The organism is Limnohabitans sp. TEGF004 (assembly GCF_027924965.1).
Lineage (GTDB): Bacteria > Pseudomonadota > Gammaproteobacteria > Burkholderiales > Burkholderiaceae_C > Limnohabitans.
In genome coordinates, this window is sequence record NZ_AP027056.1 from 480539 (window position 1) to 502894 (window position 22356).

General features: G+C 54.2%; 24 protein-coding genes and 1 tRNA gene. 14 read left to right on the plus strand and 11 right to left on the minus strand.

The features are described 5' to 3' along the window. Positions 1 to 276 precede the first annotated feature (276 nt). From pal to LINBF2_RS02465, 12 genes are all read left to right on the plus strand, one after another. Positions 277 to 765 (plus strand): peptidoglycan-associated lipoprotein Pal, encoded by a 489-nt coding sequence (pal, locus tag LINBF2_RS02410; RefSeq protein ID WP_281890129.1) that lies wholly within the window; start codon positions 277 to 279, stop codon positions 763 to 765. Positions 766 to 789: 24 nt separating this feature from the next. Next, entirely contained in the window at positions 790 to 1680 is an 891-nt protein-coding gene (locus LINBF2_RS02415; RefSeq protein WP_281890131.1) for an NUDIX domain-containing protein, read from the plus strand. A gap of 5 nt (positions 1681 to 1685) precedes the next feature. Further along, positions 1686 to 2453, plus strand: coding sequence for an enoyl-ACP reductase FabI (fabI, locus tag LINBF2_RS02420; RefSeq protein WP_281891271.1), 768 nt, complete (start codon positions 1686 to 1688; stop codon positions 2451 to 2453). An 8-nt stretch (positions 2454 to 2461) separates the two neighbouring features. Further along, positions 2462 to 3889: a bifunctional enoyl-CoA hydratase/phosphate acetyltransferase gene (locus LINBF2_RS02425; RefSeq protein WP_281890133.1), complete on the plus strand. Its 1428-nt coding sequence runs from the start codon at positions 2462 to 2464 to the stop codon at positions 3887 to 3889. Beyond that, positions 3886 to 5070 carry an acetate/propionate family kinase gene (locus tag LINBF2_RS02430; RefSeq protein ID WP_281890135.1) on the plus strand — a complete coding sequence of 395 codons (1185 nt, stop codon included), beginning with the start codon at positions 3886 to 3888 and terminating at the stop codon, positions 5068 to 5070. Before LINBF2_RS02425 ends, LINBF2_RS02430 begins: the two co-directional genes overlap by 4 nt. Positions 5071 to 5091: 21 nt before the next feature. Next, positions 5092 to 5562: a flavin reductase family protein gene (locus tag LINBF2_RS02435; protein WP_201746935.1), complete on the plus strand. Its 471-nt coding sequence runs from the start codon at positions 5092 to 5094 to the stop codon at positions 5560 to 5562. Positions 5563 to 5568: 6 nt separating this feature from the next. After that, on the plus strand, positions 5569 to 6483 hold the full coding sequence (locus LINBF2_RS02440) for a hypothetical protein (protein WP_281890138.1): 915 nt from the start codon (positions 5569 to 5571) through the stop codon (positions 6481 to 6483). A gap of 53 nt (positions 6484 to 6536) precedes the next feature. Beyond that, positions 6537 to 6875 carry a hypothetical protein gene (locus LINBF2_RS02445; RefSeq protein WP_104796462.1) on the plus strand — a complete coding sequence of 113 codons (339 nt, stop codon included), beginning with the start codon at positions 6537 to 6539 and terminating at the stop codon, positions 6873 to 6875. Positions 6876 to 6933: 58 nt separating this feature from the next. After that, positions 6934 to 7010, plus strand: a tRNA-Met gene (locus tag LINBF2_RS02450). Between the two features lie 178 nt (positions 7011 to 7188). Next, positions 7189 to 7785 (plus strand): hypothetical protein, encoded by a 597-nt coding sequence (locus LINBF2_RS02455; protein WP_281890140.1) that lies wholly within the window; start codon positions 7189 to 7191, stop codon positions 7783 to 7785. A 36-nt stretch (positions 7786 to 7821) separates the two neighbouring features. Beyond that, positions 7822 to 9195 carry a PD-(D/E)XK nuclease family protein gene (locus tag LINBF2_RS02460; protein WP_281890142.1) on the plus strand — a complete coding sequence of 458 codons (1374 nt, stop codon included), beginning with the start codon at positions 7822 to 7824 and terminating at the stop codon, positions 9193 to 9195. Further along, positions 9192 to 9809: a hypothetical protein gene (locus LINBF2_RS02465; RefSeq protein WP_281890144.1), complete on the plus strand. Its 618-nt coding sequence runs from the start codon at positions 9192 to 9194 to the stop codon at positions 9807 to 9809. The genes LINBF2_RS02460 and LINBF2_RS02465 overlap by 4 nt, the downstream gene beginning before the upstream one ends. A 281-nt stretch (positions 9810 to 10090) precedes the next feature. Here LINBF2_RS02465 and LINBF2_RS02470 read toward each other — a convergent pair whose 3' ends face one another. From LINBF2_RS02470 to LINBF2_RS02500, 7 genes are all read right to left on the minus strand, one after another. Beyond that, entirely contained in the window at positions 10091 to 10663 is a 573-nt protein-coding gene (locus tag LINBF2_RS02470) for a hypothetical protein (protein ID WP_281890146.1), read from the minus strand. Between the two features lie 64 nt (positions 10664 to 10727). Beyond that, complete coding sequence (locus tag LINBF2_RS02475) at positions 10728 to 11465, minus strand: TerC family protein (RefSeq protein ID WP_104796460.1); 738 nt, start codon at positions 11463 to 11465, stop codon at positions 10728 to 10730. 87 nt (positions 11466 to 11552) lie between these two features. Further along, positions 11553 to 12332, minus strand: coding sequence for an enoyl-CoA hydratase (locus LINBF2_RS02480; protein WP_281890149.1), 780 nt, complete (start codon positions 12330 to 12332; stop codon positions 11553 to 11555). A 50-nt stretch (positions 12333 to 12382) separates the two neighbouring features. Further along, positions 12383 to 14200: a peptidase M61 gene (locus tag LINBF2_RS02485; RefSeq protein WP_281891272.1), complete on the minus strand. Its 1818-nt coding sequence runs from the start codon at positions 14198 to 14200 to the stop codon at positions 12383 to 12385. 5 nt (positions 14201 to 14205) lie between these two features. Then, complete coding sequence (locus LINBF2_RS02490; RefSeq protein WP_281890151.1) at positions 14206 to 14658, minus strand: DUF3429 domain-containing protein; 453 nt, start codon at positions 14656 to 14658, stop codon at positions 14206 to 14208. Between the two features lie 33 nt (positions 14659 to 14691). Next, positions 14692 to 15417, minus strand: a complete 726-nt coding sequence (locus LINBF2_RS02495; protein ID WP_281890153.1) for a DsbC family protein — start codon at positions 15415 to 15417, stop codon at positions 14692 to 14694. A 22-nt stretch (positions 15418 to 15439) separates the two neighbouring features. Beyond that, a complete protein-coding gene (locus LINBF2_RS02500; RefSeq protein ID WP_281890155.1) occupies positions 15440 to 16561 on the minus strand; it encodes an FAD-dependent monooxygenase in 1122 nt (373 codons plus the stop codon). Between the two features lie 32 nt (positions 16562 to 16593). Between LINBF2_RS02500 and LINBF2_RS02505 the strand changes: the two genes are divergently transcribed. Continuing rightward, positions 16594 to 17592, plus strand: coding sequence for an MOSC N-terminal beta barrel domain-containing protein (locus LINBF2_RS02505; RefSeq protein WP_281890157.1), 999 nt, complete (start codon positions 16594 to 16596; stop codon positions 17590 to 17592). Between the two features lie 25 nt (positions 17593 to 17617). Here the strand turns inward: LINBF2_RS02505 and LINBF2_RS02510 are convergent, their stop codons facing one another. Next, complete coding sequence (locus LINBF2_RS02510) at positions 17618 to 18049, minus strand: hypothetical protein (protein WP_281890159.1); 432 nt, start codon at positions 18047 to 18049, stop codon at positions 17618 to 17620. 62 nt (positions 18050 to 18111) lie between these two features. Here LINBF2_RS02510 and ychF point away from each other — a divergent pair, with 62 nt between their 5' ends. Then, positions 18112 to 19203 carry a redox-regulated ATPase YchF gene (ychF, locus tag LINBF2_RS02515; RefSeq protein WP_104796453.1) on the plus strand — a complete coding sequence of 364 codons (1092 nt, stop codon included), beginning with the start codon at positions 18112 to 18114 and terminating at the stop codon, positions 19201 to 19203. 64 nt (positions 19204 to 19267) lie between these two features. On the opposite strand, the gene accD is transcribed toward ychF, so the two are convergent. The 3 genes from accD to trpB form a co-directional block, all read right to left on the minus strand. After that, positions 19268 to 20140 carry an acetyl-CoA carboxylase, carboxyltransferase subunit beta gene (accD, locus tag LINBF2_RS02520; RefSeq protein ID WP_104796452.1) on the minus strand — a complete coding sequence of 291 codons (873 nt, stop codon included), beginning with the start codon at positions 20138 to 20140 and terminating at the stop codon, positions 19268 to 19270. Positions 20141 to 20213: 73 nt separating this feature from the next. Continuing rightward, positions 20214 to 21023: a tryptophan synthase subunit alpha gene (trpA, locus tag LINBF2_RS02525; RefSeq protein WP_281890162.1), complete on the minus strand. Its 810-nt coding sequence runs from the start codon at positions 21021 to 21023 to the stop codon at positions 20214 to 20216. An 8-nt stretch (positions 21024 to 21031) separates the two neighbouring features. Continuing rightward, positions 21032 to 22321: a tryptophan synthase subunit beta gene (trpB, locus tag LINBF2_RS02530; protein WP_281890164.1), complete on the minus strand. Its 1290-nt coding sequence runs from the start codon at positions 22319 to 22321 to the stop codon at positions 21032 to 21034. Between the last annotated feature and the right edge of the window lie 35 nt (positions 22322 to 22356).

The window sequence follows — 22356 nt, forward strand, 5'->3', positions numbered from 1 at the left end:
AAGCGCCCGAAATTTCTAGCGGGGAATGGAATTTACATGGGCCTCGCTCAGCCAGTCAATGTGCCGTTTTACCCGCAAATAGAGGCTGAAACGGCTTTTGCCTGCCTAATTGAATACTTTTAGATACATAGATATATTTAAAAGAATCAATATTAACAATATTTCCTATGTTGTTGATTTTTAAAAGAATTTTAAGAAGTGTCAAAAAAAACAACACTTCGATCCAAAAAAGTCATCCGTTAAAATTGTGGGGTTAATTTAAAAATGAAAGCTCTCATGTCCAAACGCCTTTTTGCCCTTCTTTCTATCGTGTCAGTCGCCTTGTTGTCGGCTTGCAGCTCTACCAAGTTGGACAACGTGTCAGATGCCAAAGCATCTTCCGCTGTCGCTTCTGTGGCTGCTGATCACTTGAACCCCAACAGCCTGATTTCTAAAGAGCGCAGCGTGTACTTTGACTTCGACAAGTTCGACATCAAAGCCAACCAAGCTGCAGTGGTTGAGCGTCAGGGTAAATACTTGGCTGCTAATCCAGCGTTGAAAATTCGTGCCGAAGGCAATGCCGACGAGCGCGGTGGCCGCGAGTACAACTTGGCTTTGGGCCAAAAGCGTGCTGAAGCTGTGGTGCGTGGCTTGAAAGCTTACGGCGTGAAAGACGGTCAAGTTGAACCCGTCAGCTTCGGTAGCGAAAAGCCTTTGGCCGCAGGCCATGACGAAGCCGCTTGGGCACAAAACCGCCGCGTTGACTTGGCTTACCCAAGCAAGTAATTCGTTGATTCATCGCTGAGGTTCATGCAACTCAACAGCGAAGTCATCACAACACCACCGCGGGCTTCGGCCACGGTGGTGTTGTTACGTGATGACCCCGAAAAAGGCCTTGAAGTCTTTTTGTTGCGCCGCCACATGGCCTCGGCTGTGTTGGGTGGCGCTTATGTTTTTCCGGGTGGCAAATTAGATGACGCCGATTGCGCGCCTGATTTGCATGCCCATCTCGATGTCTCACCGCAAGCGCTGCACAGTGCCTTGGGTGAGCCCGAGTTACCCGAACACACCGCCGCTGGTTTGTATGTGGCGGCGGTCAGGGAAGTGCTGGAAGAGTGCGGCGTGTTGTACGCCCGCTTGCATGGCTCTTTGGCGCATGATGCTGCGCAACGCCAGCAATGGCAACAAGCGCTTCATGGTGGCCAATCCTTTGGCGAGGTGTTGCAACGTGCAGGTTTGCGTGTGGACACGCAGCACTTGGCACCGTGGTCACGCTGGATCACGCCTGTGCAACCTTCTGTGACCAACAAACGTTTTGACACCCGTTTCTTCATGGCGGTGTTGCCTTCAGGGCAGCATCCGATTCATGACAACATCGAAGCCATCGACAGCGTGTGGCTCAGCCCGCGCGAGGCTTTGGACCGCTATTGGGCAGGCGGCTTGCCGCTGGCGCCACCGCAAATCATGACCTTGGTGTCTTTGCTGTCACACACCTGTACGGCCAGTGTGTTGAACTGTGCCAAACAACAAACACCACCGGTGATCTTGCCCGAGCCGTTTGATGACGAGGGTGTGCGTACCCTGTGCTATCCCGGTGATGTGCGTCATTCGGTGACGCAGCGTGCCATGCGCGGGCCGACACGTTTGCGTTTTGTGGCGGGCCGTTTTGAGCCCGCTGGTGGTTTTGAGGAATTTCTATGAACACGATGTCTGCCTTTGATCTCAAAGGCAAAAAAGGTTTGGTGCTGGGCTTGGCCAACGAGCACAGCATTGCATGGGGTTGCGCGCGTCAAGCGCAGGCCATGGGAGCTGAGGTGGTGGTGTCGTGTTTGAACGACAAGGCGCGTCCGTTTGTCGAGCCACTGACACAGCCCTTGGGTATGGACTTGCAAACCTGCAACATCGAAACGCCTGAAGAGCTAGAAAAATTGGTGGCTTATGCCGCAGCCAAACTAGGGCGTTTGGACTTTGTGATTCACTCCATCGCTTGGGCGCCGTTGGCCGATTTGCATGGCCGTGTGATTGACAGCTCCAGCGTTGGCTTTGCACGTGCCATGGAGGTGTCGTGCCACTCGTTTGCCACGCTTGCGAAGTTGTGCGCGCCGCACATGACACAAGGCGGCAGCATGGTCACCATGTCTTATTTGGGTGCTGACGAAGCCGTGCCGCACTACGGTTTGATGGGGCCGGTGAAGGCCGCACTCGAATCGTTGGTGCGCTACATGGCGTTGGAGTTGGGGCTGCAAGGCGTGCGTGTGTATGCCGTGTCGCCTGGGCCCATCCTCACGCGCGCCGCGTCTGGCATTGAAGCCTTTGACACGCTCATGCAAAACAACATTGCCAAAGCGCCGCTGGGTCGCTTGGTGACGCTGGAAGAAATTGCCAACCTCAGCACCTTCTTGTGCACCGATGCCGCCAGCGGCATGACAGGCCAAACCATTTATGTAGATGCCGGCAGCCATGCCGTGAATTGAAGACCCCCATGAACGACATCCTTGACACCACCAACGACCCCACGAACGAGTGGCTGGAAAACTACCCCTACGACAGCATCGTGGTGGGGCAAGCGGCGCGCTTGGTGCGTACGCTGACCTTGGCAGATATCCAGGCTTTCGCCGCCGTCTCCGGTGACACCAACCCCGCGCACTTAGACCCCACGTATGCCAACGCCACGTTGTTTCATGGCGTGATTGGTCATGGCATGTGGGGTGGCTCGTTGATCAGCACCGTGTTAGGTACAGTATTTCCAGGCCCTGGCACGATTTACTTAGAGCAAAACTTGCACTTCAGCCGTCCTGTGCGAATTGGTGACACGCTCAACGTGACCGTCACTTGTACAGCCAAACAAGACGATAAAAAGACCATTGAACTGGACTGCTTGTTGGTCAACCAAAAAGGCGAACGCGTGCTCTACGGCGTAGCCAAAGTGATGGCGCCCACCGAGAAGCTGCGCATGCCGCGCATCCACGCGCCGCATATCAGCCTGTTTGACCCCGAGCAACGCCATGCCAATTTGCTGGCACTGGGCGCACACCTAGAGCCCGTGCGTTGCGGTGTGGTGCACCCGTGCGATGCCGATTCTCTGCAAGGCGCGATGGACGCGCACCATGCAGGCCTCATCCAAGCGGTGCTGATTGCGCCCGAGAAAAAACTGCGCGCCGTGGCCGCAGAAGCTGGCATTGATTTGACGGGCATCGAAGTGATTGACGTGGCACACAGCCACGATGCCGCTGACGTGGCTGCGCAAATGGCTGCTGACAAAAAACTAGAAGCCTTGATGAAAGGCAGCTTGCACACCGATGAGTTGATTCACGCCGTGGTGTCGCAAAAGGGTTTGCGCACAGGCCGACGCATGTCACACGTGTTTCGCTTTGAAGCGCCCATGTACCCCAAGCCGCTGTACATCACCGATGCCGCGCTCAACATCGCGCCCAACTTGGCCGAGAAAGCCGACATCGTGCAAAACGCGATTTTGTTTGCGCAAATCATGGGCGTGGCCGTACCGAAGGTGGCCATTCTCTCGGCGGTGGAAACGGTCAATCCCAACATTCCATCCACCCTCGACGCCGCTGCCTTGTGCAAGATGGCCGACCGTGGGCAAATCAAAGGTGGCTTGCTCGATGGCCCTCTCGCGTTTGACAACGCGGTGTCTAGCCACGCCGCTGAGATCAAACACATTGCCTCTGCCGTGGCAGGCCAAGCCGATATTTTGGTGGCGCCTGATTTGGAGTCGGGCAACATGATGGCCAAACAGCTCGAGTATTTGGCTGGCGCTTCGGGTTCTGGCGTGGTGCTCGGGGCACGCGTGCCGATTGCACTCACCAGCCGTGCTGACACCGCCACCACACGCAGCGCTTCGGCCTTGTTGGCCAAGCTCATTGCCCACCACTACCGCACGCATCCCGCATGAGCATCCTGTCTGTCAACGCGGGCTCGTCTAGCCTCAAGTTTGCGCTGTACCCCATTGAAGGGGCAGGCATTGGTGAAGCAGAAGTCACGGGCAATATCGAAGGCTTAGAGCCTTCGGGCGAGCCACGCATCTGCATGGCGATTCAGGGCCAAGGCAAAGAGATCACGGATGTGTGTGTCATGTCCGACCAAGAGCCCTTTGAGGCTGCATTGGAAGCGCTTGACAGTTTGCTGGCGTTGCGTTTTTCGCATTTGCGCGTGCAAGCCATTGCGCACCGTGTGGTGCATGGCGGTGCGTTCTACAGCAGCAGCGTGCGTGTCACGCCTGAGGTGATGGCGCAACTCGCCACGCTCAATGCCCTCGCACCTTTGCACCAGCCGCACAATTTGGCGGGCATCAGCGCGTTTGCTGAGTCGTTCCCCGATGTGCCGCAAGTGGCGTGTTTTGACACCGCGTTTCATCGCACCTTGTCACCTCTTGAAACCACTTTTGCGATTGACAAAAAACTCACCGAACAAGGTGTGCGTCGCTATGGCTTTCATGGACTGTCGTACCAATACGTGAGCCAAGTGTTGCAGCGCGAGGTGCCGCGCTCGGCTGGCCGCGTGGTCATGGCCCACTTAGGTAATGGTGCGAGTGTGTGTGCCACCACAGACCACCAAAGCCGCGCCACCACCATGGGCTTCTCGGCCCTAGATGGCTTGATGATGGGCACGCGCAGTGGTGCGCTCGACCCTGGTGTTCTGCTGTACTTGATGGAGCAGGGTTGGGACCACGACGCAATTCAAAAGCTGCTTTACAAACAAAGCGGCTTACTGGGCGTATCAGGCGAGAGCGCTGACATGCGCACTTTGCGAGCCTCTCAAACTGAAGCCGCACGCTTTGCCACTGATTTGTTTGCCCACCGTGTGGTGCGCGAAGTGGGCGCACTCAGTGCCTGCATTGGTGGCTTGGATGTGTTGGCCTTCACCGGCGGCATTGGCGAGCACGATGCCGTGCTGCGCCAACAAGTGGGCGATGCTTTGGCTTACCTCGGCGTGCAGGTGGATGCCGCACGCAATGCAAAGGCCACTGGCGACCATGCGGTTTCGATTCACGCCGACAATAGCGCCATCGAGGTGTGGGTGATCCCCACCGACGAAGGCCGTGTGGCCGCACAAGACGCTCTCGCGTTTTTATAAAAATAATTCTGAAAGCACGGCGTGAACATCAAAGACGCAATGAGCTGCTTCACCACCGGCGTGACCGTGGTAACTGCTCACACCCAGGGCCTTGACTGGGGCATGACTTGCAACTCCTTCAACACCGTGTCGCTGGACCCAGCCATGGTGCTTTGGAGCGTGCGTAAAACATCGGCTAGCCATGAGGCGTTTGTCACCGCTGGTGGCTACATGGTCAACGTGTTGGGCGCTCAGCAAAAAGACGTGGCGCTTAATTTTGCGCAAGGTACGCAAGCCGAACGCTTTGCAGACCAGCATTTGGTGCGCGGCGTGAACCAGCACCCACGCTTAGAAGGTGTGATCGCTTGGTTTGATTGCCGCATCGCGCAAGTGGTGTCAGCGGGTGACCATGACATCTTGATTGGCGAAGTGCTTGACTTTGGCGTGCAAGCCGGCCATGGCTTGGCGTATGCGCAGCGCAGCTTTGGTGTGCTCGCACCCATGGAAGACTAAGCCCCCATGGACATGTATGTGGCTTGGGCCTTCGTCCTTGGGGTGATGTGTTCGGCCTCATTGCTGATCGGCTCTTTGATCGGCATTTATTTCAAGTTGCCTCAGCGCGTGGTGGGCTTGATGGCCGCTTTTGGTGCTGGCGCTTTGTTGTCGGCCTTGGCGATTGAGTTGGTCGCCCCGTCCATTGATGCTTTCATGCGTGCCACCTCAGCCGAGGTGCGTGCTGTGGAGGTGCGTAACTTTTTCCATTTGGTGGCCGGTGCCTTTGTGGGGGGCATTGTGTTTGTGCTGTTGGACTGGGTGTTGGTGGAGCATGGGGGTTACTTGCGTAAAACCGCATACCTCATTTCCAAAATCATGCATGAGCGGGCCCACTTGCCGCAGCATCACACACAGCCTTTGCCAACCGGCGAAGCACTAGAAAAGAAACACGCCTCTCATGACAATGCAGCCGTGGCTATTTGGTTGGGCAACTTGCTTGATGGGTTGCCTGAGAGTTTTGTGGTGGGCACGGTGCTCATGGCCACCGTCACGGTCAGCGTCCAGGCAGGGACGCCCATCGTGTTTTGGGATGTGTTGCCCTACACCTTGTTGGCTGGTTTGTTTTTGTCCAACTTGCCCGAGGCTTTGTCGAGTTCTGCGCAAATGCGCATGCAGGGTATGAGCGTGCAACGCATCCTCATCATGTGGCTGTCTTTGGTGTTGATGACCGGCATTGTCGCCGCGCTAGGCGCTGTGATGGGCGAGTGGGTGCCACACAATGCCATGGTGTTTATCGAAGGCTTGGCTGCAGGTGCCATGCTCACCATGATTTGCGCAGCCATGCTGCCTGAAGCGACACACTTAGCGCCACCCAATTGGGTGGGTTTGGCCACCTTGAGTGGTTTCTTTGCAGCGCTGCTGTTCAAAGTGTTTGAGTAATGTTTGCTAAATTATTCATCGCTAATTTTCAGCCTAGACCATAGAATCTATCCATGAGAGAAACATACCTTCGTTTTCTATCGCTGGCACAAACGCTTGATGCTGCGTCTGTGTCGACAGTAGACGAAACCGCCAGACATTTATTGCAGTTGATTGCCCTCCGGCACGCACAGGGCAATGCACTGACTGTGACCGAAGCCATGGCCATGTCGACTGTGGCTAGTCCTGCAACGATTCATCGCAAATTAGATGCTTTGCGTGAAGCAGGTCTGATTGCCCAAATGTTTGAGGGGCAGAATCGCCGTACCAAATACTTGGTTCCCACCGCAGCAGCAGATGCCTACTTTGCTGAACTTGGCGACGTGATGAGTGCGGCTGCTTCACGGGCTTAATGTCGAGCTTGATGCGCCTGAGAAGGTCTGAAAATGGTTTACAATTCTGCCCTGATTCGGTGGTATAGCTCAGTTGGTTAGAGCGCAGCATTCATAATGCTGATGTCGCAGGTTCAAATCCCGCTACCACCACCAAAATAAAAACCCACAGTCTTTTGGCTGTGGGTTTTTTCTTTGGACCGTCACTTTTAGCTTGATGTTGACAGGTTTCATGCAGTGGTCGTCCAGTTTCGAGGCGATGTTGTCAGTTAAAAGGACAAGATAAGCAACCTGTTCATCTAAAATATAAGCAATTAATTATTTTTGAAAATTTATGGCAGTAATCTGGACAAAAGAAAAGATCGATGGTCTAACAGCTACAGAAATCAAAGCATTGCAAGATAACGCACAGGATCGCGGTAATTTAGAAGTAGTTAATTTGTGCGAAGAGGTTCTAAGTGCTAAAAAGCCAACACGTAAAGCACGGACGTCCTCGACAACTAAAACACTGGAAGCTGAATGTTCACATCAGCTTAGCGAATTAGCTAAACATTTGTCTAGTAAATATGACTTAAGTGCTGCGACTGCCGCAAAAAAATCTGAAGGTGTTAAAGGATTTCGTCCTCATAATCTAACAGCTAAAGATGGAAAAGCAAAGTTGGGCGGTGAGCAACGTACTGGTAGGGTAGCTATGGATCGATATATCTCATATCGATTAAAAAATGACATAGTTTCTTTGACTGCATGGTTAGAGTCAAAAGAAGATGCTGAAACCTTGAAATGGAAGGTTCGTGGGCCGGCTGCCTGCTTTGTTCCTTTTGATAGCGAAAATATATCTCTTGATGAAAGCGGAACTGTTCAAAAAGAGTTTATTGAGTTTTCCGAGTCAAGTGAAGAATTTGAGAAATGTTTAATTTCTTTACTTGGCTGATTTCTAGTGAATTACTTTAATTAGATAGGAAATAATATGAGAGCTCATGAGGATGTAATTAATTTTGAAAATATTCTTAGCCCGAAATTTCTGGAGCTTGATCGTCTCTTGAAGGGTTTTAATATATTTAATGCGACAGATATGAAAAGGCGTGAAGTTAAGCACACTAAGTTTCTGGCGCATTTGTTAAATCCGAATGAATCGCATGGCTTGGGGGTGAAGTTTTTAGAGAACTTTTTGGTTTACTTGTCGGAAGAAGGTTCTGTAACTATTGATTTGTTGAGTCTAGATTTAATAAATGCTGAGGTTTACTCAGAAAAGGCTTTGGAGTCTAAAGAAAGTAAGGGCAAGACGATTGATCTTTTGCTGTTGATTCCGAATCTTTTTGGAAGTGATCGTCATACTCTTATTGCTATTGAGGCAAAGGTCGAGTCTAAAGGGTCGAATGAGCAATTAAATAAATATAGAGAGCTTATTGAAGAAGATAACGGGGTATTTAAAGATTTCACCAAGCATTACTATTACTTAACTGTAAGTAATAATGAGGAACTAGAAGCTGATAATTGGAATCCCGTTTCTTTTGCAGATGTAGTTGTGCCCGCAATTAATGTAATCCTCAAGTCATATGGGGACACAATTTCAGATTATATCCTTGCTATTCTTAATGATTATAAAGAGGTAATGGAAGAATCGAGCTCAGTGATTGATGCAATAGATGATATTGTGGAAAGCATCGAGCTAGGAGTGCGTGAGAAAATTAAAAATCTGAATCCAAATGCTAATTTTAGAAGTAGAGAAAGATTGCTGCAAAATAAATATTTTGCAGCAATTGATTTCTTGAAAAAATATGACTCAGATCCACGAGTCAAAACTGAGTCAAAGTTTAAAGAGATTGTTTCTTTTACAGCACTAAAACATGAAACATCATCAAGAACATTTTTGCGCTTCAGCGGCTGGGATAAAGACAATCAAATATTTTTAAAGGGAATATCAAACGGAGAAAACGATAAGTGGCTTGAATCAAATGAGCACTTGGCTTTTGAATTTCGGCAGGATCTGTCCGATCTGGATAGTCAAAAGATAGACATAAGTTTAAGACTTGTTTTAGGTCCGACAAAAGATTCATTTTTGAAGCGAAATGAACTGCATTTATTACTGTCAAATGTGGGGGATGAAATTTTGACAGCCAATATGCCACTGCAGGCAGTGCAAATTAATAAAAAGACAAATATTGGCGGACGTTGGGCTGGAGTGATTAATTCTAAAAAATTAAAGAATTTTAGTCGCAAGGGTCTAGGTGTGAATGAAGCCCTTGCCTTTGTAAAAGATTGCCTACAAAATAGTGAAATGATTGAATTAATTTCTATAATTAATTTGGCACTTCATGATTTTAGAGAAAATGAGCAATGATCTCAATAAAAACCAATGAAAAATGTCATCACTGTGGTACAAGTTCTGTATTGGTTGAGTCCGAAGTCGTCATACGGATTAAAGAGTTACTACAACCTAACTTCAAGACACTTGGTACTTCAGTGGCAGTACATGGCAATAGATATCATCCAATTTGCCCATCCTGTGACAGTTATGCGCTCGGCTTAGATCTTGTTGAGGCTTTTCCTGTCTTAACGCAGTCAGGGAAGATAACAACGATTCATGACTTGATGTTTATGGACTCTTCGCTAATAGATAAAAAACGACAATCATTAGTGACTTCACTGAAGGAATGTATTCATCGTTTTCACTCTTCGGAGGAGGATGCTATTTGGTGGGCAGCAGAAAATGAAGCTCTTCGCCTAATGTTTCAGTATTTGATGGAGTCATCGGCGCTGTCAGTTACTCCTGAGTTACTTAAAGCCATTGAGGAAGATGGTTTCTCCGATCATGCAACTTCTGTTGCAGAGTTACTTGAAGAGCAAGCCAATCGACTCCCTGATGCTGACAGAAGGGTTGTTCTCGATTGTTTCGAGGCATTGTGGCAAGGTGGGGAAGATCGTGACAGTCAGTCATTGAATATGTTCGACTGATCCAGATAGTTTTGGGTGCGCCTCAATTTCACGTTAAGTCTCTAACTTTAAATTTTTCTTCAAAAGGACATCTGAAACGCCTCGAAACAGAACGTTCGAAGTGGTCTCGATGTATCTTGCTCGGGATTTCGCCAAGCTCTGGCATTCGCTTAAATCAGTAGATAAACAATGATGTCAAAAACTGAAATGGAGAAATGCAGGTTTAAATCCCGCTACCACCACCAAAATAAAAACCCACAGTCTTTTGACTGTGGGTTTTTTGTTGTCTGCGCAAACGCCGTTCACTGCTTCATCTGGCCAAAAGATTTAACGGTATGGATAACTAGGCTTGCCGACGCCAGCACAAGCACCGTCCCAAACCAATCCCCGATGGCCATCACCAAGGTATTGGTGATGATGTGTTCCGTCTTGCCCGTCCAGAAATACCACACTTGATGGAGTAGGGCGCTGGTTAAGGCAAACAAGACAGAAATTTTGAAAAAACTCTTAGCGGTCAACCCCTCTAATTGCGTGTTGAGCTGCAAGAAGTGGATGGCCACAAAACGGGCCAAATAAGGTGATCCGCCAGAGATCAGGCCTGTGAGCAGGTTGAATGCATGGCTGTTATCGGGCGAACCAAGCGCGTAGTTGGTGGCAACTGAGCCCAGCACGATGCCGATAGCCCCTGTGTGGGTCAGCACCAACACAAACAGCAGGCGTAAACCACTTGGGATGTAAAGCCAATTCACGCCATGGGCGAATTCAGACCATTCGAAAAAAAAGACGTTTAGCTGAAATGCATAGTAATAAGCAATGCCGCACATCAAGGTGATGAGGGCTTGCGTTTCTATGCTGAGTTTGGCTGACGATGGCATCAAACCATTCTATTTTGAATAGTTTGAACCTTGCATACACCTGCCTATCTGGCGTGTTTCCAAATTAAGGTCTTTGCTGGTGTAGCTGAACCACTTGTTTGGCGCGCTTGCGAAAGCGAATGTTGAGCATTTCCACAATCACCGAGAACGCCATGGCGAAGTAGATGTAGCCCTTCGGGATGTGATGACCCAATCCTTCTGCCATCAACACCACGCCCACCACGACCAAGAAGGTGAGGGCCAACATCTTGATGGAGGGGTGGTTCGACACAAAGCGACCAATGGCAGAGGCAAAGGCCATCATCAAGCCGACAGATGCGATGACGGCTGCAATCATGATGGCCACTTCGTCCACCATGCCCACGGCGGTGATGATGGAGTCGAGTGAGAACACCAAGTCAATCACCATGATTTGAAGAATGATGGCCGCCATGGTGGCTTTGACCGCGCTACTGCCGTGCTCTTCTTCGCCTTCCAGCGATTGATGGATTTCACCGGTGCTTTTCCAAATCAGAAACAAGCCGCCCGAAATCAAAATCAGGTCACGCCCCGAAATGTCCTTGCCAAATGCGGTGAACAAGGGTTCGACCAAGCCCACGATGACTGACAGCAAGAGCAGCAAGCCAATGCGCATGAACATGGCCATGAACAAGCCGATGCGACGCGCCAACTCACGCTTCTCAGGTGGCAGCTTGTCTACCAAGATGGAAATGAAGATGATGTTGTCAATGCCCAGCACCAGCTCGAGTGCGGTGAGGGTGGCAAACGCTATCCACGCTTGTGGGTCGGTCAGGAGTTCCATGCAGTGCTTTCTTATTCAGATAACCCGCATGGTAGCGAGGGTCTAAAAGTCCACAAACTGTGGGCATTTAGACGCTTGAGGCATTGCTTATTGGTTTTTGAACGCAGCAGGGCGTTTGTTGACAAACGCGTCCATGCCTTCTTTCTGGTCTGCGGTGGCAAACAAGGCGTGGAACAAACGGCGCTCAAACATCACACCATCGGCCAGCGTGCCTTCAAATGCGCGGTTGACCGACTCTTTGGCAGCCATGGCGGCGATTTGTGAATAGCCACAAATCATCAGGGCTGCGCTCAAAGTTTCTTCCATCAGCTTGTCCAGCGGCACCACGCGGCTGACCAAACCAGAGCGTTCGGCTTCCGCTGCGTCCATCATGCGACCGGTCAAAGCCAAGTCCATGGCTTTGGATTTGCCCACGGCGCGAGGCAAGCGTTGTGTGCCGCCTGCGCCTGGAATGACGCCGAGTTTGATTTCGGGTTGGCCAAACTTGGCGTTGTCAGCGGCGATGATGAAGTCGCACATCATGGCCAGCTCGCAGCCACCGCCCAAGGCAAAGCCGCTCACGGCAGCAATCACGGGCTTACGGATGCTGCGGATGGTTTCCCAATCGCGGGTGATGTAGTCGTTCTTGTACACATCGGCAAAGCTGTAGGTGGCCATGGCGCCAATGTCAGCGCCTGCGGCAAATGCTTTTTCGCTGCCAGTGATGACCATGCAGCCAATGGCTTCGTTGGCATCAAAGTCTTTGAGGGCTTGGCCCAGCTCAATCATCAAACCTGCGTTGAGCGCATTGAGCTGCTTAGGGCGGTTGAGTGTGATGACGCCCACTTTGTCGGCTTCGGTGTGGACGGTGATGAATTCGTAGCTCATGGGATAACTTTCTAAATGGATTCAGAGAGGTGAAAGGGTGTTGTTCTCAACTATAGGCTCAGCCACTTGGCGACGAGCTTGGGGTTGTCCAGCACGAGACGCCAAGTGTTGTTGGCTTTGACATCGGGTAATGCAAGGTTCAGACGCAGCAGCTGACGGTCGCGGCTGATGACGGCGGTTACTTTCTTGGCTGTACCCGCGTAGAGCGCCAAGTCGTCGAGCTTTTTGAGTCGCCAAGCTGAGGTCGTTTGCGCCGCTGTTTTGCCTGCCACCTCCACACCCAGCCACTCATCGCCCGGCGCAAAGCCTGCCTTGTGCGCCGCACTGCCGTTGAGCACGGTTTTGATTTGCACGCTGTGATCTTCTGCCACACGCAGGCCCAAACGCTGCGCCAGTTGTGCAGGGTCATGTTGCACATTCACGCCGTGGTTTGCCAAGAGTTTTTCTAGTGGCAGTTCGCGTGTGCCATGCACCCATGCTTTGAATTCGGCGGTCCATGAGCGGCCTGTGAGTTCTTTGAGCACGGCCAGCACATCTGCTTCTGTCATGGGGCCATCGTGTTTGCCGGTACAGCAACGTGCCCACAAAGCACGCATCACATCGTCCAGTGACACGCTGTGGTTTTTCACGCCGTGCTGGCGCAACGTCAGGTCTAGGCACAAAGCCACCAGCGCGCCCTTGGTGTAGTAGCTCACGGTCAGGTTGGGGCTGTTCGCGTCTTGGCGGTAATACTTGGTCCACGCCTCAAAGCTCGATTGCGCCACGCTGTGCACTTCGCGTCCCGGCGTTTGCAGCACTTGGTTGATGGTTTTGTTGAGCAACTTCAGGTACTGCGCATCGTCAATCAGCCCTGCGCGGCGCAGCAGCAAATCGTCGTAGTAGCTGGTGAAGCCTTCAAAGAACCACAGCAGCTCGGTGTAGTTTTCTTGCGTGTAGTCGTAGCGCGCAAACTCGGCAGGGCGCAAGCGCTTGACGTTCCAAGTGTGGAAATACTCGTGGCTGATGAGGCCCAGCAGCGTGGTGTAGCCCTCGCTTTGCTTGGCGTCTTTGGCAGAGCCATCGATGCTGTTATGGCGCGGCAAGTCAGCGCGGTTGCAAATGAGTGCGGTGGAGTTGCTGTGCTCCAAGCCGCCATAGCCATCGGCCACGGCGTTGAGCATGAACACATAGTTTTTGTGCGGCGTGGCTGAGTGCTTTTTGCCGTGCCAAAAACGAATGGCGGTTTCGCAAATCTTTTGGCTGTCACGCAGCAGGCGTTCGCCGTCAAACGCAGGTGTCGCACCGGCCACCACAAAGCGGTGTTCGATGCCGCAGGCTTTGAAGCTACCGCTCCAGAATGCGCCCATCTCCACGGGGCAATCCACCAGTTCGCCGTAGTTGGCGGCCACATAAGTGCCAAAGCCTTGGCGGTCGGTTTTGACTGGGGTGAGGCCGGTGGCCACTTTCCACTTCGAAGCCACGACACCCGTATTGAATGATTCAGCGACAAGTTCTAGCTGATGCGGCACATCGGCTTGCCCTTCAACTTGCAAACACAAACTCGTGCCATTGAAAAATCCGCGCTGCCCTGTTAACCAAGCAGTACGAACCGAATCGTCATGTGCATGCACTTGGTAGTGCAGGGTCAGAGATTGACCCGCTTCGCAGTCGATCGCCCACGTGGCTTTGTCAAGCTGCTGCACCGCTACATGGCGATTGCCCTGGCGTGCGCTGATGCCCGTGATTTGCTTGGCAAACTCACGCACCATGTAGCTGCCTGCAATCCACACGGGCAGCGATACGAGTTGATTTTCTGCGGGTTGCTCAATGGTGAGCGTCACGCCATACAGATGGGCGTGCAGGTCGGCTGCTTCGATGCGGTAGTGCATGGCGCTCAAGTCGCAGCTGCGCCTAGCAAGCAGCACAAGGTGGACACCACGGTCAAGCGAAAGCGCATGGTCATCCAATCGCGCAGGCCTGCTTCGGGCCAAGTTTTTCGGTCCACCAAATAGCAAGCCACCAAGAGCATGGCGAGCAGTGGCAAGCCAGCGAAGGCGGGCATGATGACCGCTACCCATGCCACCAAAGAAGGCACCACGCCCCACATCATGTGCAGCTTACGTTGCGGTGCGTTGTGGCGCAGGCCAATGCCCCAATGGATGCCGCCCAAAAACGCAGCGATGGTTGCGCCATAAGCGCTCAGCGCAATGGCCACAAAAGGGTGCGCTTCAGGCGTGACGATCCACATGAACAAGGCGAGCACCACGAAGGGGATCAGGCCCGCGTAGCCCAAGCGTTCAATCAGTTGGCCAGCATCGCTGTCGGGGGTGATGGGGGAGTGAACCATGTTGGACTCGTTTCTACTTTTTATGGGGCTTCGTTACTTGCTAGCGTCGGCCAACAGGCGCTCAATCTTGGCGTTGTCAATTGCACCCGGTACACGCGTGCCGTCTTGCGCCACCAAGGTGGGCGTGCCGGTGATTTTGTATTTACGTGCAAATTCGAGGTTGCGGTCAATCGCAGCGGTGTTGCACTGTGCTGCGGGCGCTGGCGTGTCTTTTTGCATCAGGTTGACCCAAGTAGCGGCTTGGTCTTTGGCGCACCACACATTGCGTGATTTCTCCACCGAGCCAGGGCCCAAGACGGGCAACAAGAATAAGTACACCGTCACGTTGTCGACCTTGGCCAAATCGCGCTCAAAGCGTTTGCAGTAGCCGCAGTTGGGGTCTTCAAACACGGCGAGCTTGCGCTTGCCATTGCCGTGCACGATGGTGATGGCGTCTTTCAGAGGTAAGGCGTTGAAGTCGATCGCGCTCAGTTTGGCTTCGCGTTCTTCGGTCAGGTTACGCTTGCTTTTGGTGTCAATCAAGTTGCCTTGAATGAGGAAGTTGCCGGCTGCGTCGCTGTAGTAAATCTCGTTGGTGCTCAGGCGCAGTTCGTAAATACCGGCCAAGGGTGTGGCGGTGATTTCTTCAATCTTGGGGATTTGTGGAATGCGCTCGCTCAGGTTTTTGCGAATCGTGGCTTCGTGGCCTTGGGCCATGGCGCTGGATAGGCTGAGTGCCATCAGGGCAGCCATAGCGAGTGAGCGGAAGGTGTGTTGCATATGTAGCTTTGTTTTTAAATGTTTAACCCATGGCCTGTTGCATGGCCCAAGCCTTGACAGGCGCGAGGCTGTTGAACCCATTCATGCCCCAGTTGCGCAGCGCTTGCACGCCAGGGTTGGGGTGGGCGAACAGGCGTTGCAAGCCATCGCAGGCTAGCCATGTAGGCACCATATCGGCTTTGCGGGCACGTTCGTAGCGGCGCATGAAGTAGCGGTCGCCCACACTGCGCCAGTAGTCTTTGGCTTCACGGGCTTTCAGTACGTTTGCCAACTCTGCAACATCGGCCAAGCCGAGGTTGAGCCCGAGGCCAGCGAGGGGGTGAATGTTGTGCGCCGCATCGCCCGCCAATGCCCATGCGCTGCCATTGGCAAAGTTGCCGGTCCAGCGGTCGGCGTGGGCCAGTTGCAGCGGCCACATGGCGCGTTCGCTGGTGAGTTCGATTTGGCCAAGTACGCCATTGCTGGCGTTTTCTAGCGCAATGCCAAATGCGTCGGCGCTCAAGGCGAGCATGTCTTTGGCCCGCTCAGGCGGCAGCGACCACACCAAGCTGGCCGTGTCGCCCTGCGCGCCGCCCAAAGGCAGCAGCGCCAAAATTTCTAAGCCCTGTGCACCGTGGTGAAACCACTGCAAGGCTTGCTGGCGGTGCGGCGTGCTGCAACGCACGCGTGCCGCCACGGCATGTTGCTGATACGGCCGCACGTCAAAGTTCACACCCAGCTCATCGCGGGTGGCGCTGGCGCGGCCCTCGCACACCACTGTCAAAGCGGCAGGTTCGGGGGCGGAAAGGGGGGTAATTTCGGCTTGGTAACGCACGGCTTCAGCCAGTTGGGCTTCGAGCACGGGCACATCCACGATCCAAGTCAGGCCCTCGGGCGTGGGGCTTTCAAAGTGGGTAAAGCCGCCATCGTCGCCCCACACACGCATGTGTTGCACGGGGGTGGCGTGCAGGGCATCTGGCCAGCAGCGCAATTCAGATAGCAAGCTGCGAGAAGCGCTGTTGAGTGAGTAAGCCCTAACGTCCTGAGCGGCTTTAGGGGCTGAGGTGACCAAACCCACTCGCAGTCTTTGGCGTGCGAGCAGCAAGGCCAAGGTGCGTCCCACCATGCCATCGCCGCGAATACAAACATCCAGTTTTTGAGCCATGCGCAGATTGTAGGAGGGCGGCACAATGCCGCATGACGTCAAGCTTTCAGCCCTCCATTTCGCAAGCTCAAGAGGCCGCTTTGCCCATACATTCGCCCGCCGAGTTTGAAGCCTGCATTGCCGCCTTGTGGGTGTTTCCCATCAAGTCGTGCGCAGGCATCTCGGTGCAGCAAGCGGTGCTCACCCCTACGGGCCTCGCCCATGACCGTGCGTGGATGGTGGTCGACGCCGACGGCGAAATGGTCACCCAGCGCGAACTGCCGCGCATGGCGCTGATTCAACCGGAGTTGGTTCATTCAGGGACGGGCTTGGTCGAGCTGGTGTTGCATGCAAGTGGGATGGCCGCTTTGCACTTGCCTTTGACGACTGACGGGTGCTTTGTGCGGGCAGCCAATCCGTCTGTTTTATCCGAGGCTCGCACCGTCAAAGTCTGTGTGTGGGACGACCAAGTACCCGCTTTCGATATGGGCGCAGAAGCCAGCAAGTGGCTGACTGATTTTTTGGGCAACAGCCTAGGCCCTTTGCGTTTGGTGCGCTTTGACGACAACCACCATCGACCCAGTAACGTCAAGTGGACGCAAGGCTTTTCCTCGTTCAACCAGTTCAGTGACGGTTTTCCTGTGCTGGTGGCCAGCACCGCGTCGCTGGATGAACTCAATGCGCGTTTGCAAGCCAAAGACGAAGCGATGGTGGATATGCGGCGTTTTCGTGCCAATGTGGTGTTGGGTGATATGGAGACGTCGTATCCGTTGAACGCACACGACGAAGACCGCATTGGCACGCTCACGTGTCACACCGAGCATGAGGCGGTGCAGCTCACGCCCGTTAAGCCTTGTCCACGTTGCCCTATCCCCAACATTAACCCCGATTCAGCCCAAAGCCACCCTGCGGTGAATGACACCTTGCAGGCCTATCGACAAGACCCGCGCGTCAATGGCGCATTGACCTTCGGCATGAACTGTTTGCCCGTGGCGGGCATTGGCCAAGTTCTGCGCGTGGGCCAACGCGTCAGCGCCGATTGGGTGTTTTAAGTCTGGGCATTGAAGCCCGCAGAGCTCAGCGATCAGGGTTGGGCGCAATAGGTCGCGTCACCTCGCGCAAGATGCCGCCACTTTGCACACTGCCCGTGCTGTTGCCATCCCCACGCACACGGGCTTCGCAGGCCTCGCGGTCGTCGCCCTTGAACACGCGGCAGCGCTTGAGTTGGTTCTTTTCAAACAAGTTGGCTGTGGTGTCGCTCAGCAGGTTGCGTTTGGCTTCGGCCAAGGCATTGCGTGCTTCTAGGCGGCAAGCGGCTAAGTCTTGCGTTGCTTGCTGGGCTTCGCATTCGGTCAAGTCTTGTTGGTAGCGGGCCGTGAGTTCGTCTTGCGGCTGTGCAGGTGTTTGAGCTTGTACGTGCAGGCAAAAGCTGGCGCAAATTAGCACTTGGGCGGCGAGCAAAGCGGGGCGAAAAACGATTGAAAAAATGGTGCTGTTTATGCGGTTCATCTGTGGTTCCTAGGCGAGCAACCCGCCTCATTACAATCTACACCAGTTACAAGGATATTTTTATGAGTTTGAAATGCGGCATCGTGGGTTTGCCCAACGTTGGCAAATCCACCCTGTTCAACGCCCTGACCAAAGCGGGCATCGCGGCAGAGAATTACCCCTTTTGCACCATTGAGCCAAACACCGGCGTGGTCGAAGTGCCTGATCCACGCTTGCAACAGCTGTCAGACATCATCATCCCAGAGCGCGTGGTACCTGCCATTGTGGAATTTGTGGACATCGCTGGCCTCGTAGCTGGCGCCAGCACGGGCGAAGGCTTGGGCAACAAGTTCTTGGCCCACATCCGCGAAACCGACGCCATCGTCAACGTGGTGCGCTGCTTTGAAGACGACAACGTCATTCACGTGGCCAACAAGGTTGACCCCATTGCCGACATCGAAGTGATTCAGACCGAGCTGTGCTTGGCCGACTTGGCTGCTGTGGAAAAAGCCATTCACCGCGTGAGCAAAATTGCCCGCTCTGGCGACAAAGAAGCCGTCAAGCAAATGGCGATTCTTGAGAAGTGCCAAGCCGCGTTGAACGACACTAAGCCCGTGCGCACCATCGACTTCAGCAAAGAAGAGCGCGCCGAACTCAAGCAGTTCTTCTTCATCACAGCCAAGCCCGCTATGTTTGTGGCCAACGTGTCGGAAGATGGCTTTGAGAACAACCCGTTCTTGGACCGCCTCAAAGAGTTTGCGAAAGCGCAAAACGCACCCGTGGTGGCCATCTGCGCCAAGATCGAAGCCGAGTTGTCCGAGATGGAAGACGCTGACCGCTTGGAGTTCCTCAAAGAACTCGGCCAAGACGAGCCAGGCCTGAACCGCCTCATTCGCTCTGCCTACACCTTGCTGGGCTTGCAAACTTACTTCACCGCTGGCGTGAAAGAAGTGCGCGCATGGACCATCCATGTGGGCGACACCGGCCCACAAGCCGCTGGCGTGATTCACACCGACTTCGAAAAGGGCTACATCCGCGCCCAGACCATCGCGTTTGACGACTTCATCACCTTTAAAGGTGAACAAGGCGCCAAAGACGCAGGCAAGATGCGCGCTGAAGGCAAGGAATACGTGGTCAAAGATGGCGACGTGATGAACTTCTTATTCAGCTCTTAATTGCGCATTGCCCACAAAAAAGCCCGCTTACAGAGCGGGCTTTTTTGATGGGGCGTGGCTTTGGTCAGACCACAGCATCCGCGGGCTGACGTTGCAACATAGCCAAGGTGCTGGCAATGGTTTTGCGCAGTTCGCGACGGTCGCAAATCATGTCGATGGCGCCTTTTTGCTGCAAGAACTCGGCACGTTGGAAGCCTGCGGGCAATGTCACGCGCACGGTGTTTTCAATCACGCGTGGGCCGGCAAAGCCAATCAGCGCGTTAGGTTCAGCGATAACCACGTCACCTACAAACGCAAAGCCGGCTGACACGCCGCCCATGGTGGGGTCGGTCAACACGGCGATGTAGGGCAAACCTTTTTTGGCCAAGCGGGTGAGCGAGGCGTTGGTTTTGGCCATTTGCATGAGCGAGAGCAATCCCTCTTGCATGCGTGCGCCGCCGGTGGCGGTGAAGCAGATGAACGGCACTTTTTGCTCAATGGCGGCGTGCACGCCGCGCACAAAGCGCTCGCCCACGACCGAGCCCATTGAGCCGCCCATGAAGTCAAATTCAAAACAGGCCACAACCACGTTGATGTTGTGCACCGCGCCGCCCATGACCACCAAGGCGTCTGTTTCGCCTGTGTTTTGCATGGCTTCTTTGAGGCGCTCTGGGTACTTGCGGCTGTCTTTGAACTTCAAGGCGTCCACAGGCAGCACTTCTTGACCGATTTCGTAGCGGCCTTCGGCGTCGAGGAACATGTCCAAACGGTCGCGGGCGCTCATGCGGTGGTGGTGGCTGCAAGTAGGGCAGACGTTGTGGTTGGCTTGCAAGTCGCTCTTGTAGAGCACGGTTTCGCAGCTGGGGCACTTGACCCAAACACCTTCGGGCACGCTACGGCGCTCAGACGGTTCGGTGTGTTGAATTTTTGGGGGAAGCAGTTTTTCGAGCCAACTCATGGTGAGCCTTTCGTCAGTTCTTTTGGAATTGATTGATTTTAACGGGCGGGGTAGGTATCGTTTTGAGAGACGTTCAAGCGTCCAAAGCCTGGCGAATGCCTGTCAAAAACGCGTGCGCAGCAGCCACTTCTTGGCCTGCTGGCGCGGCTTCGAGCAGCTGGATGATGCGGCTGCCAATCACCACAGCATCGGCCACGCGGCCCACGGCTTTGGCGGTGGCGGCATCGCGAATGCCAAACCCCACACCCACGGGGATGTGCACATGCTGGCGAATGCGCGGCAGCATGGCTTCCACAGCGTCGGTGTCGAGGTTGCCAGCGCCGGTCACGCCTTTGAGCGAGACGTAATACACGTAGCCGCTGGCAATGCGTGCCACTTGTTCCATGCGTTTGTCGGTGCTGGTGGGCGCGAGCAAGAAGATCAAGTCCATGCTGTGCGCGCGCAGGGTCGCGGCGAACTCTTCGCATTCTTCAGGTGGGTAGTCGACGATGAGCACACCGTCCACGCCTGCGGCAGAAGCGTCTTTGACGAACGAATCTGCGCCGTGCTTGAGGTTGTAGCACTCCACGGGGTTGGCGTATCCCATCAGCACCACGGGGGTGGTGTTGTCGGTTTTACGGAACTCGCGCACCATGTCCAGCACTTGGGCGGTGCCAATGCCAAAACGCAGCGCGGCTTCGCCCGCTTTTTGAATCACAGCGCCGTCGGCCATGGGGTCGCTAAACGGCACGCCCAGCTCGATGATGTCAGCGCCTGCATCCACCATGCCGTGCATGAGGGCGGGCGTGATGTTGGCTTGCGGGAAGCCTGCCATCACATAGGGGATGAGAGCTTTGCGGCCTTGGGCCTTGAGGGCGGCGAGGGTGGTGTCGATACGGCTCATGGTGCGGTTCACTTCACAAATTTCATGGTTTGTTCGGCAGGGCCGCCCTTGACCGTTTGGCCTTGGCAGCTGGGGCGGCAGAAGAAGTCTGCGTTGCTCAGGTCTGCCACCGTGCCAATGTCTTTGTCGCCACGGCCAGAGAGGTTCACCAAGATGGACTGCTCGGGCTTCATGGTCTTGGCCAGTTTCATGGCGTAGGCCACGGCATGGCTTGATTCCAGCGCGGGGATGATGCCCTCGGTGCGGCACAGGTAGTGGAAGGCTTCCAGCGCTTCTTTGTCGGTGATGCCCACGTACTCGGCGCGGCCGATGTCCTTGAGGAATGCGTGCTCGGGGCCCACGCCGGGGTAGTCAAGGCCAGCGCTCACGCTGTGCGTTTCGGTGATTTGGCCGTTCTCGTCTTGCAAGATGTAGGTGCGGTTGCCGTGCAACACGCCGGGTGCGCCCAGCTGCAGCGAGCACGAGTGACGGTCGGTGTCCATGCCTTCGCCAGCGGCTTCCACGCCAATGAGGCGTGTGTTGGCGTGGTTGATGTAGGGGTAAAAGATGCCCATGGCATTGCTGCCGCCGCCCACGCAGGCGATGACGGCATCGGGTTGTTCTTCAGCCATCTTGAGGCTCTTGAACATCTCAGGCATTTGCGTGAGGCATTCTTCGCCAATCACGCTTTGGAAATCGCGCACCATCATGGGGTAGGGGTGTGGGCCCGCCACCGTGCCGATGATGTAGAAAGTGTTGTCCACGTTGGCCACCCAGTCGCGCATGGCTTCGTTCAGCGCGTCTTTGAGGGTGCGGCTGCCGCTTTCCACGGGCACAACGGTCGCGCCCAAGAGCTTCATGCGGTACACGTTAGGGCTTTGACGCTTGACGTCTTCAGCGCCCATGTAGACCACGCATTCCAAACCGTAGCGTGCACAAATGGTGGCGGTGGCCACGCCGTGCTGGCCTGCGCCAGTTTCGGCGATCACGCGGGGCTTGCCCATGCGCTTGGCCAGCATGGCTTGGCCGATGGTGTTGTTGATCTTGTGTGCGCCGGTGTGGTTCAAGTCTTCACGCTTCAAGAAGATTTGCGCACCACCCATTTCGCGGCTCATGCGGGCTGCGTGGTAAATGGGCGAAGGGCGTCCTACAAAGTGAGCAAGTTCGTTTTTGAACTCGGCGATGAACGCGGGGTCGTGTTGGTATTTGGCGTACGCGTCTTTGAGCTCTTCAATCGCGTGGGTCAGCGTTTCGCTGATGAAGCTGCCGCCGTAAATGCCAAAGTGGCCTTTGGCGTCGGGTTGTTGGTAGTTCGACATAGGTTACCTGCAATAGTTGCCTTGGGGCGTCTGCC

What these genes read in the sequence shown, in the direction of transcription:
- pal (WP_281890129.1), top strand. Translation starts at nt 277, where the DNA reads ATGTCCAAACGCCTTTTTGCCCTTCTTTCTATCGTGTCAGTCGCCTTG.
- LINBF2_RS02415 (WP_281890131.1), top strand. Translation starts at nt 790, where the DNA reads ATGCAACTCAACAGCGAAGTCATCACAACACCACCGCGGGCTTCGGCC.
- fabI (WP_281891271.1), top strand. Translation starts at nt 1,686, where the DNA reads ATGTCTGCCTTTGATCTCAAAGGCAAAAAAGGTTTGGTGCTGGGCTTG.
- LINBF2_RS02425 (WP_281890133.1), top strand. Translation starts at nt 2,462, where the DNA reads ATGAACGACATCCTTGACACCACCAACGACCCCACGAACGAGTGGCTG.
- LINBF2_RS02430 (WP_281890135.1), top strand. Translation starts at nt 3,886, where the DNA reads ATGAGCATCCTGTCTGTCAACGCGGGCTCGTCTAGCCTCAAGTTTGCG.
- LINBF2_RS02440 (WP_281890138.1), top strand. Translation starts at nt 5,569, where the DNA reads ATGGACATGTATGTGGCTTGGGCCTTCGTCCTTGGGGTGATGTGTTCG.
- LINBF2_RS02445 (WP_104796462.1), top strand. Translation starts at nt 6,537, where the DNA reads ATGAGAGAAACATACCTTCGTTTTCTATCGCTGGCACAAACGCTTGAT.
- LINBF2_RS02455 (WP_281890140.1), top strand. Translation starts at nt 7,189, where the DNA reads ATGGCAGTAATCTGGACAAAAGAAAAGATCGATGGTCTAACAGCTACA.
- LINBF2_RS02460 (WP_281890142.1), top strand. Translation starts at nt 7,822, where the DNA reads ATGAGAGCTCATGAGGATGTAATTAATTTTGAAAATATTCTTAGCCCG.
- LINBF2_RS02465 (WP_281890144.1), top strand. Translation starts at nt 9,192, where the DNA reads ATGATCTCAATAAAAACCAATGAAAAATGTCATCACTGTGGTACAAGT.
- LINBF2_RS02470 (WP_281890146.1), bottom strand. Translation starts at nt 10,663, where the DNA reads ATGCCATCGTCAGCCAAACTCAGCATAGAAACGCAAGCCCTCATCACC.
- LINBF2_RS02475 (WP_104796460.1), bottom strand. Translation starts at nt 11,465, where the DNA reads ATGGAACTCCTGACCGACCCACAAGCGTGGATAGCGTTTGCCACCCTC.
- LINBF2_RS02480 (WP_281890149.1), bottom strand. Translation starts at nt 12,332, where the DNA reads ATGAGCTACGAATTCATCACCGTCCACACCGAAGCCGACAAAGTGGGC.
- LINBF2_RS02485 (WP_281891272.1), bottom strand. Translation starts at nt 14,200, where the DNA reads ATGCACTACCGCATCGAAGCAGCCGACCTGCACGCCCATCTGTATGGC.
- LINBF2_RS02490 (WP_281890151.1), bottom strand. Translation starts at nt 14,658, where the DNA reads ATGGTTCACTCCCCCATCACCCCCGACAGCGATGCTGGCCAACTGATT.
- LINBF2_RS02495 (WP_281890153.1), bottom strand. Translation starts at nt 15,417, where the DNA reads ATGCAACACACCTTCCGCTCACTCGCTATGGCTGCCCTGATGGCACTC.
- LINBF2_RS02500 (WP_281890155.1), bottom strand. Translation starts at nt 16,561, where the DNA reads ATGGCTCAAAAACTGGATGTTTGTATTCGCGGCGATGGCATGGTGGGA.
- LINBF2_RS02505 (WP_281890157.1), top strand. Translation starts at nt 16,594, where the DNA reads ATGACGTCAAGCTTTCAGCCCTCCATTTCGCAAGCTCAAGAGGCCGCT.
- LINBF2_RS02510 (WP_281890159.1), bottom strand. Translation starts at nt 18,049, where the DNA reads ATGAACCGCATAAACAGCACCATTTTTTCAATCGTTTTTCGCCCCGCT.
- ychF (WP_104796453.1), top strand. Translation starts at nt 18,112, where the DNA reads ATGAGTTTGAAATGCGGCATCGTGGGTTTGCCCAACGTTGGCAAATCC.
- accD (WP_104796452.1), bottom strand. Translation starts at nt 20,140, where the DNA reads ATGAGTTGGCTCGAAAAACTGCTTCCCCCAAAAATTCAACACACCGAA.
- trpA (WP_281890162.1), bottom strand. Translation starts at nt 21,023, where the DNA reads ATGAGCCGTATCGACACCACCCTCGCCGCCCTCAAGGCCCAAGGCCGC.
- trpB (WP_281890164.1), bottom strand. Translation starts at nt 22,321, where the DNA reads ATGTCGAACTACCAACAACCCGACGCCAAAGGCCACTTTGGCATTTAC.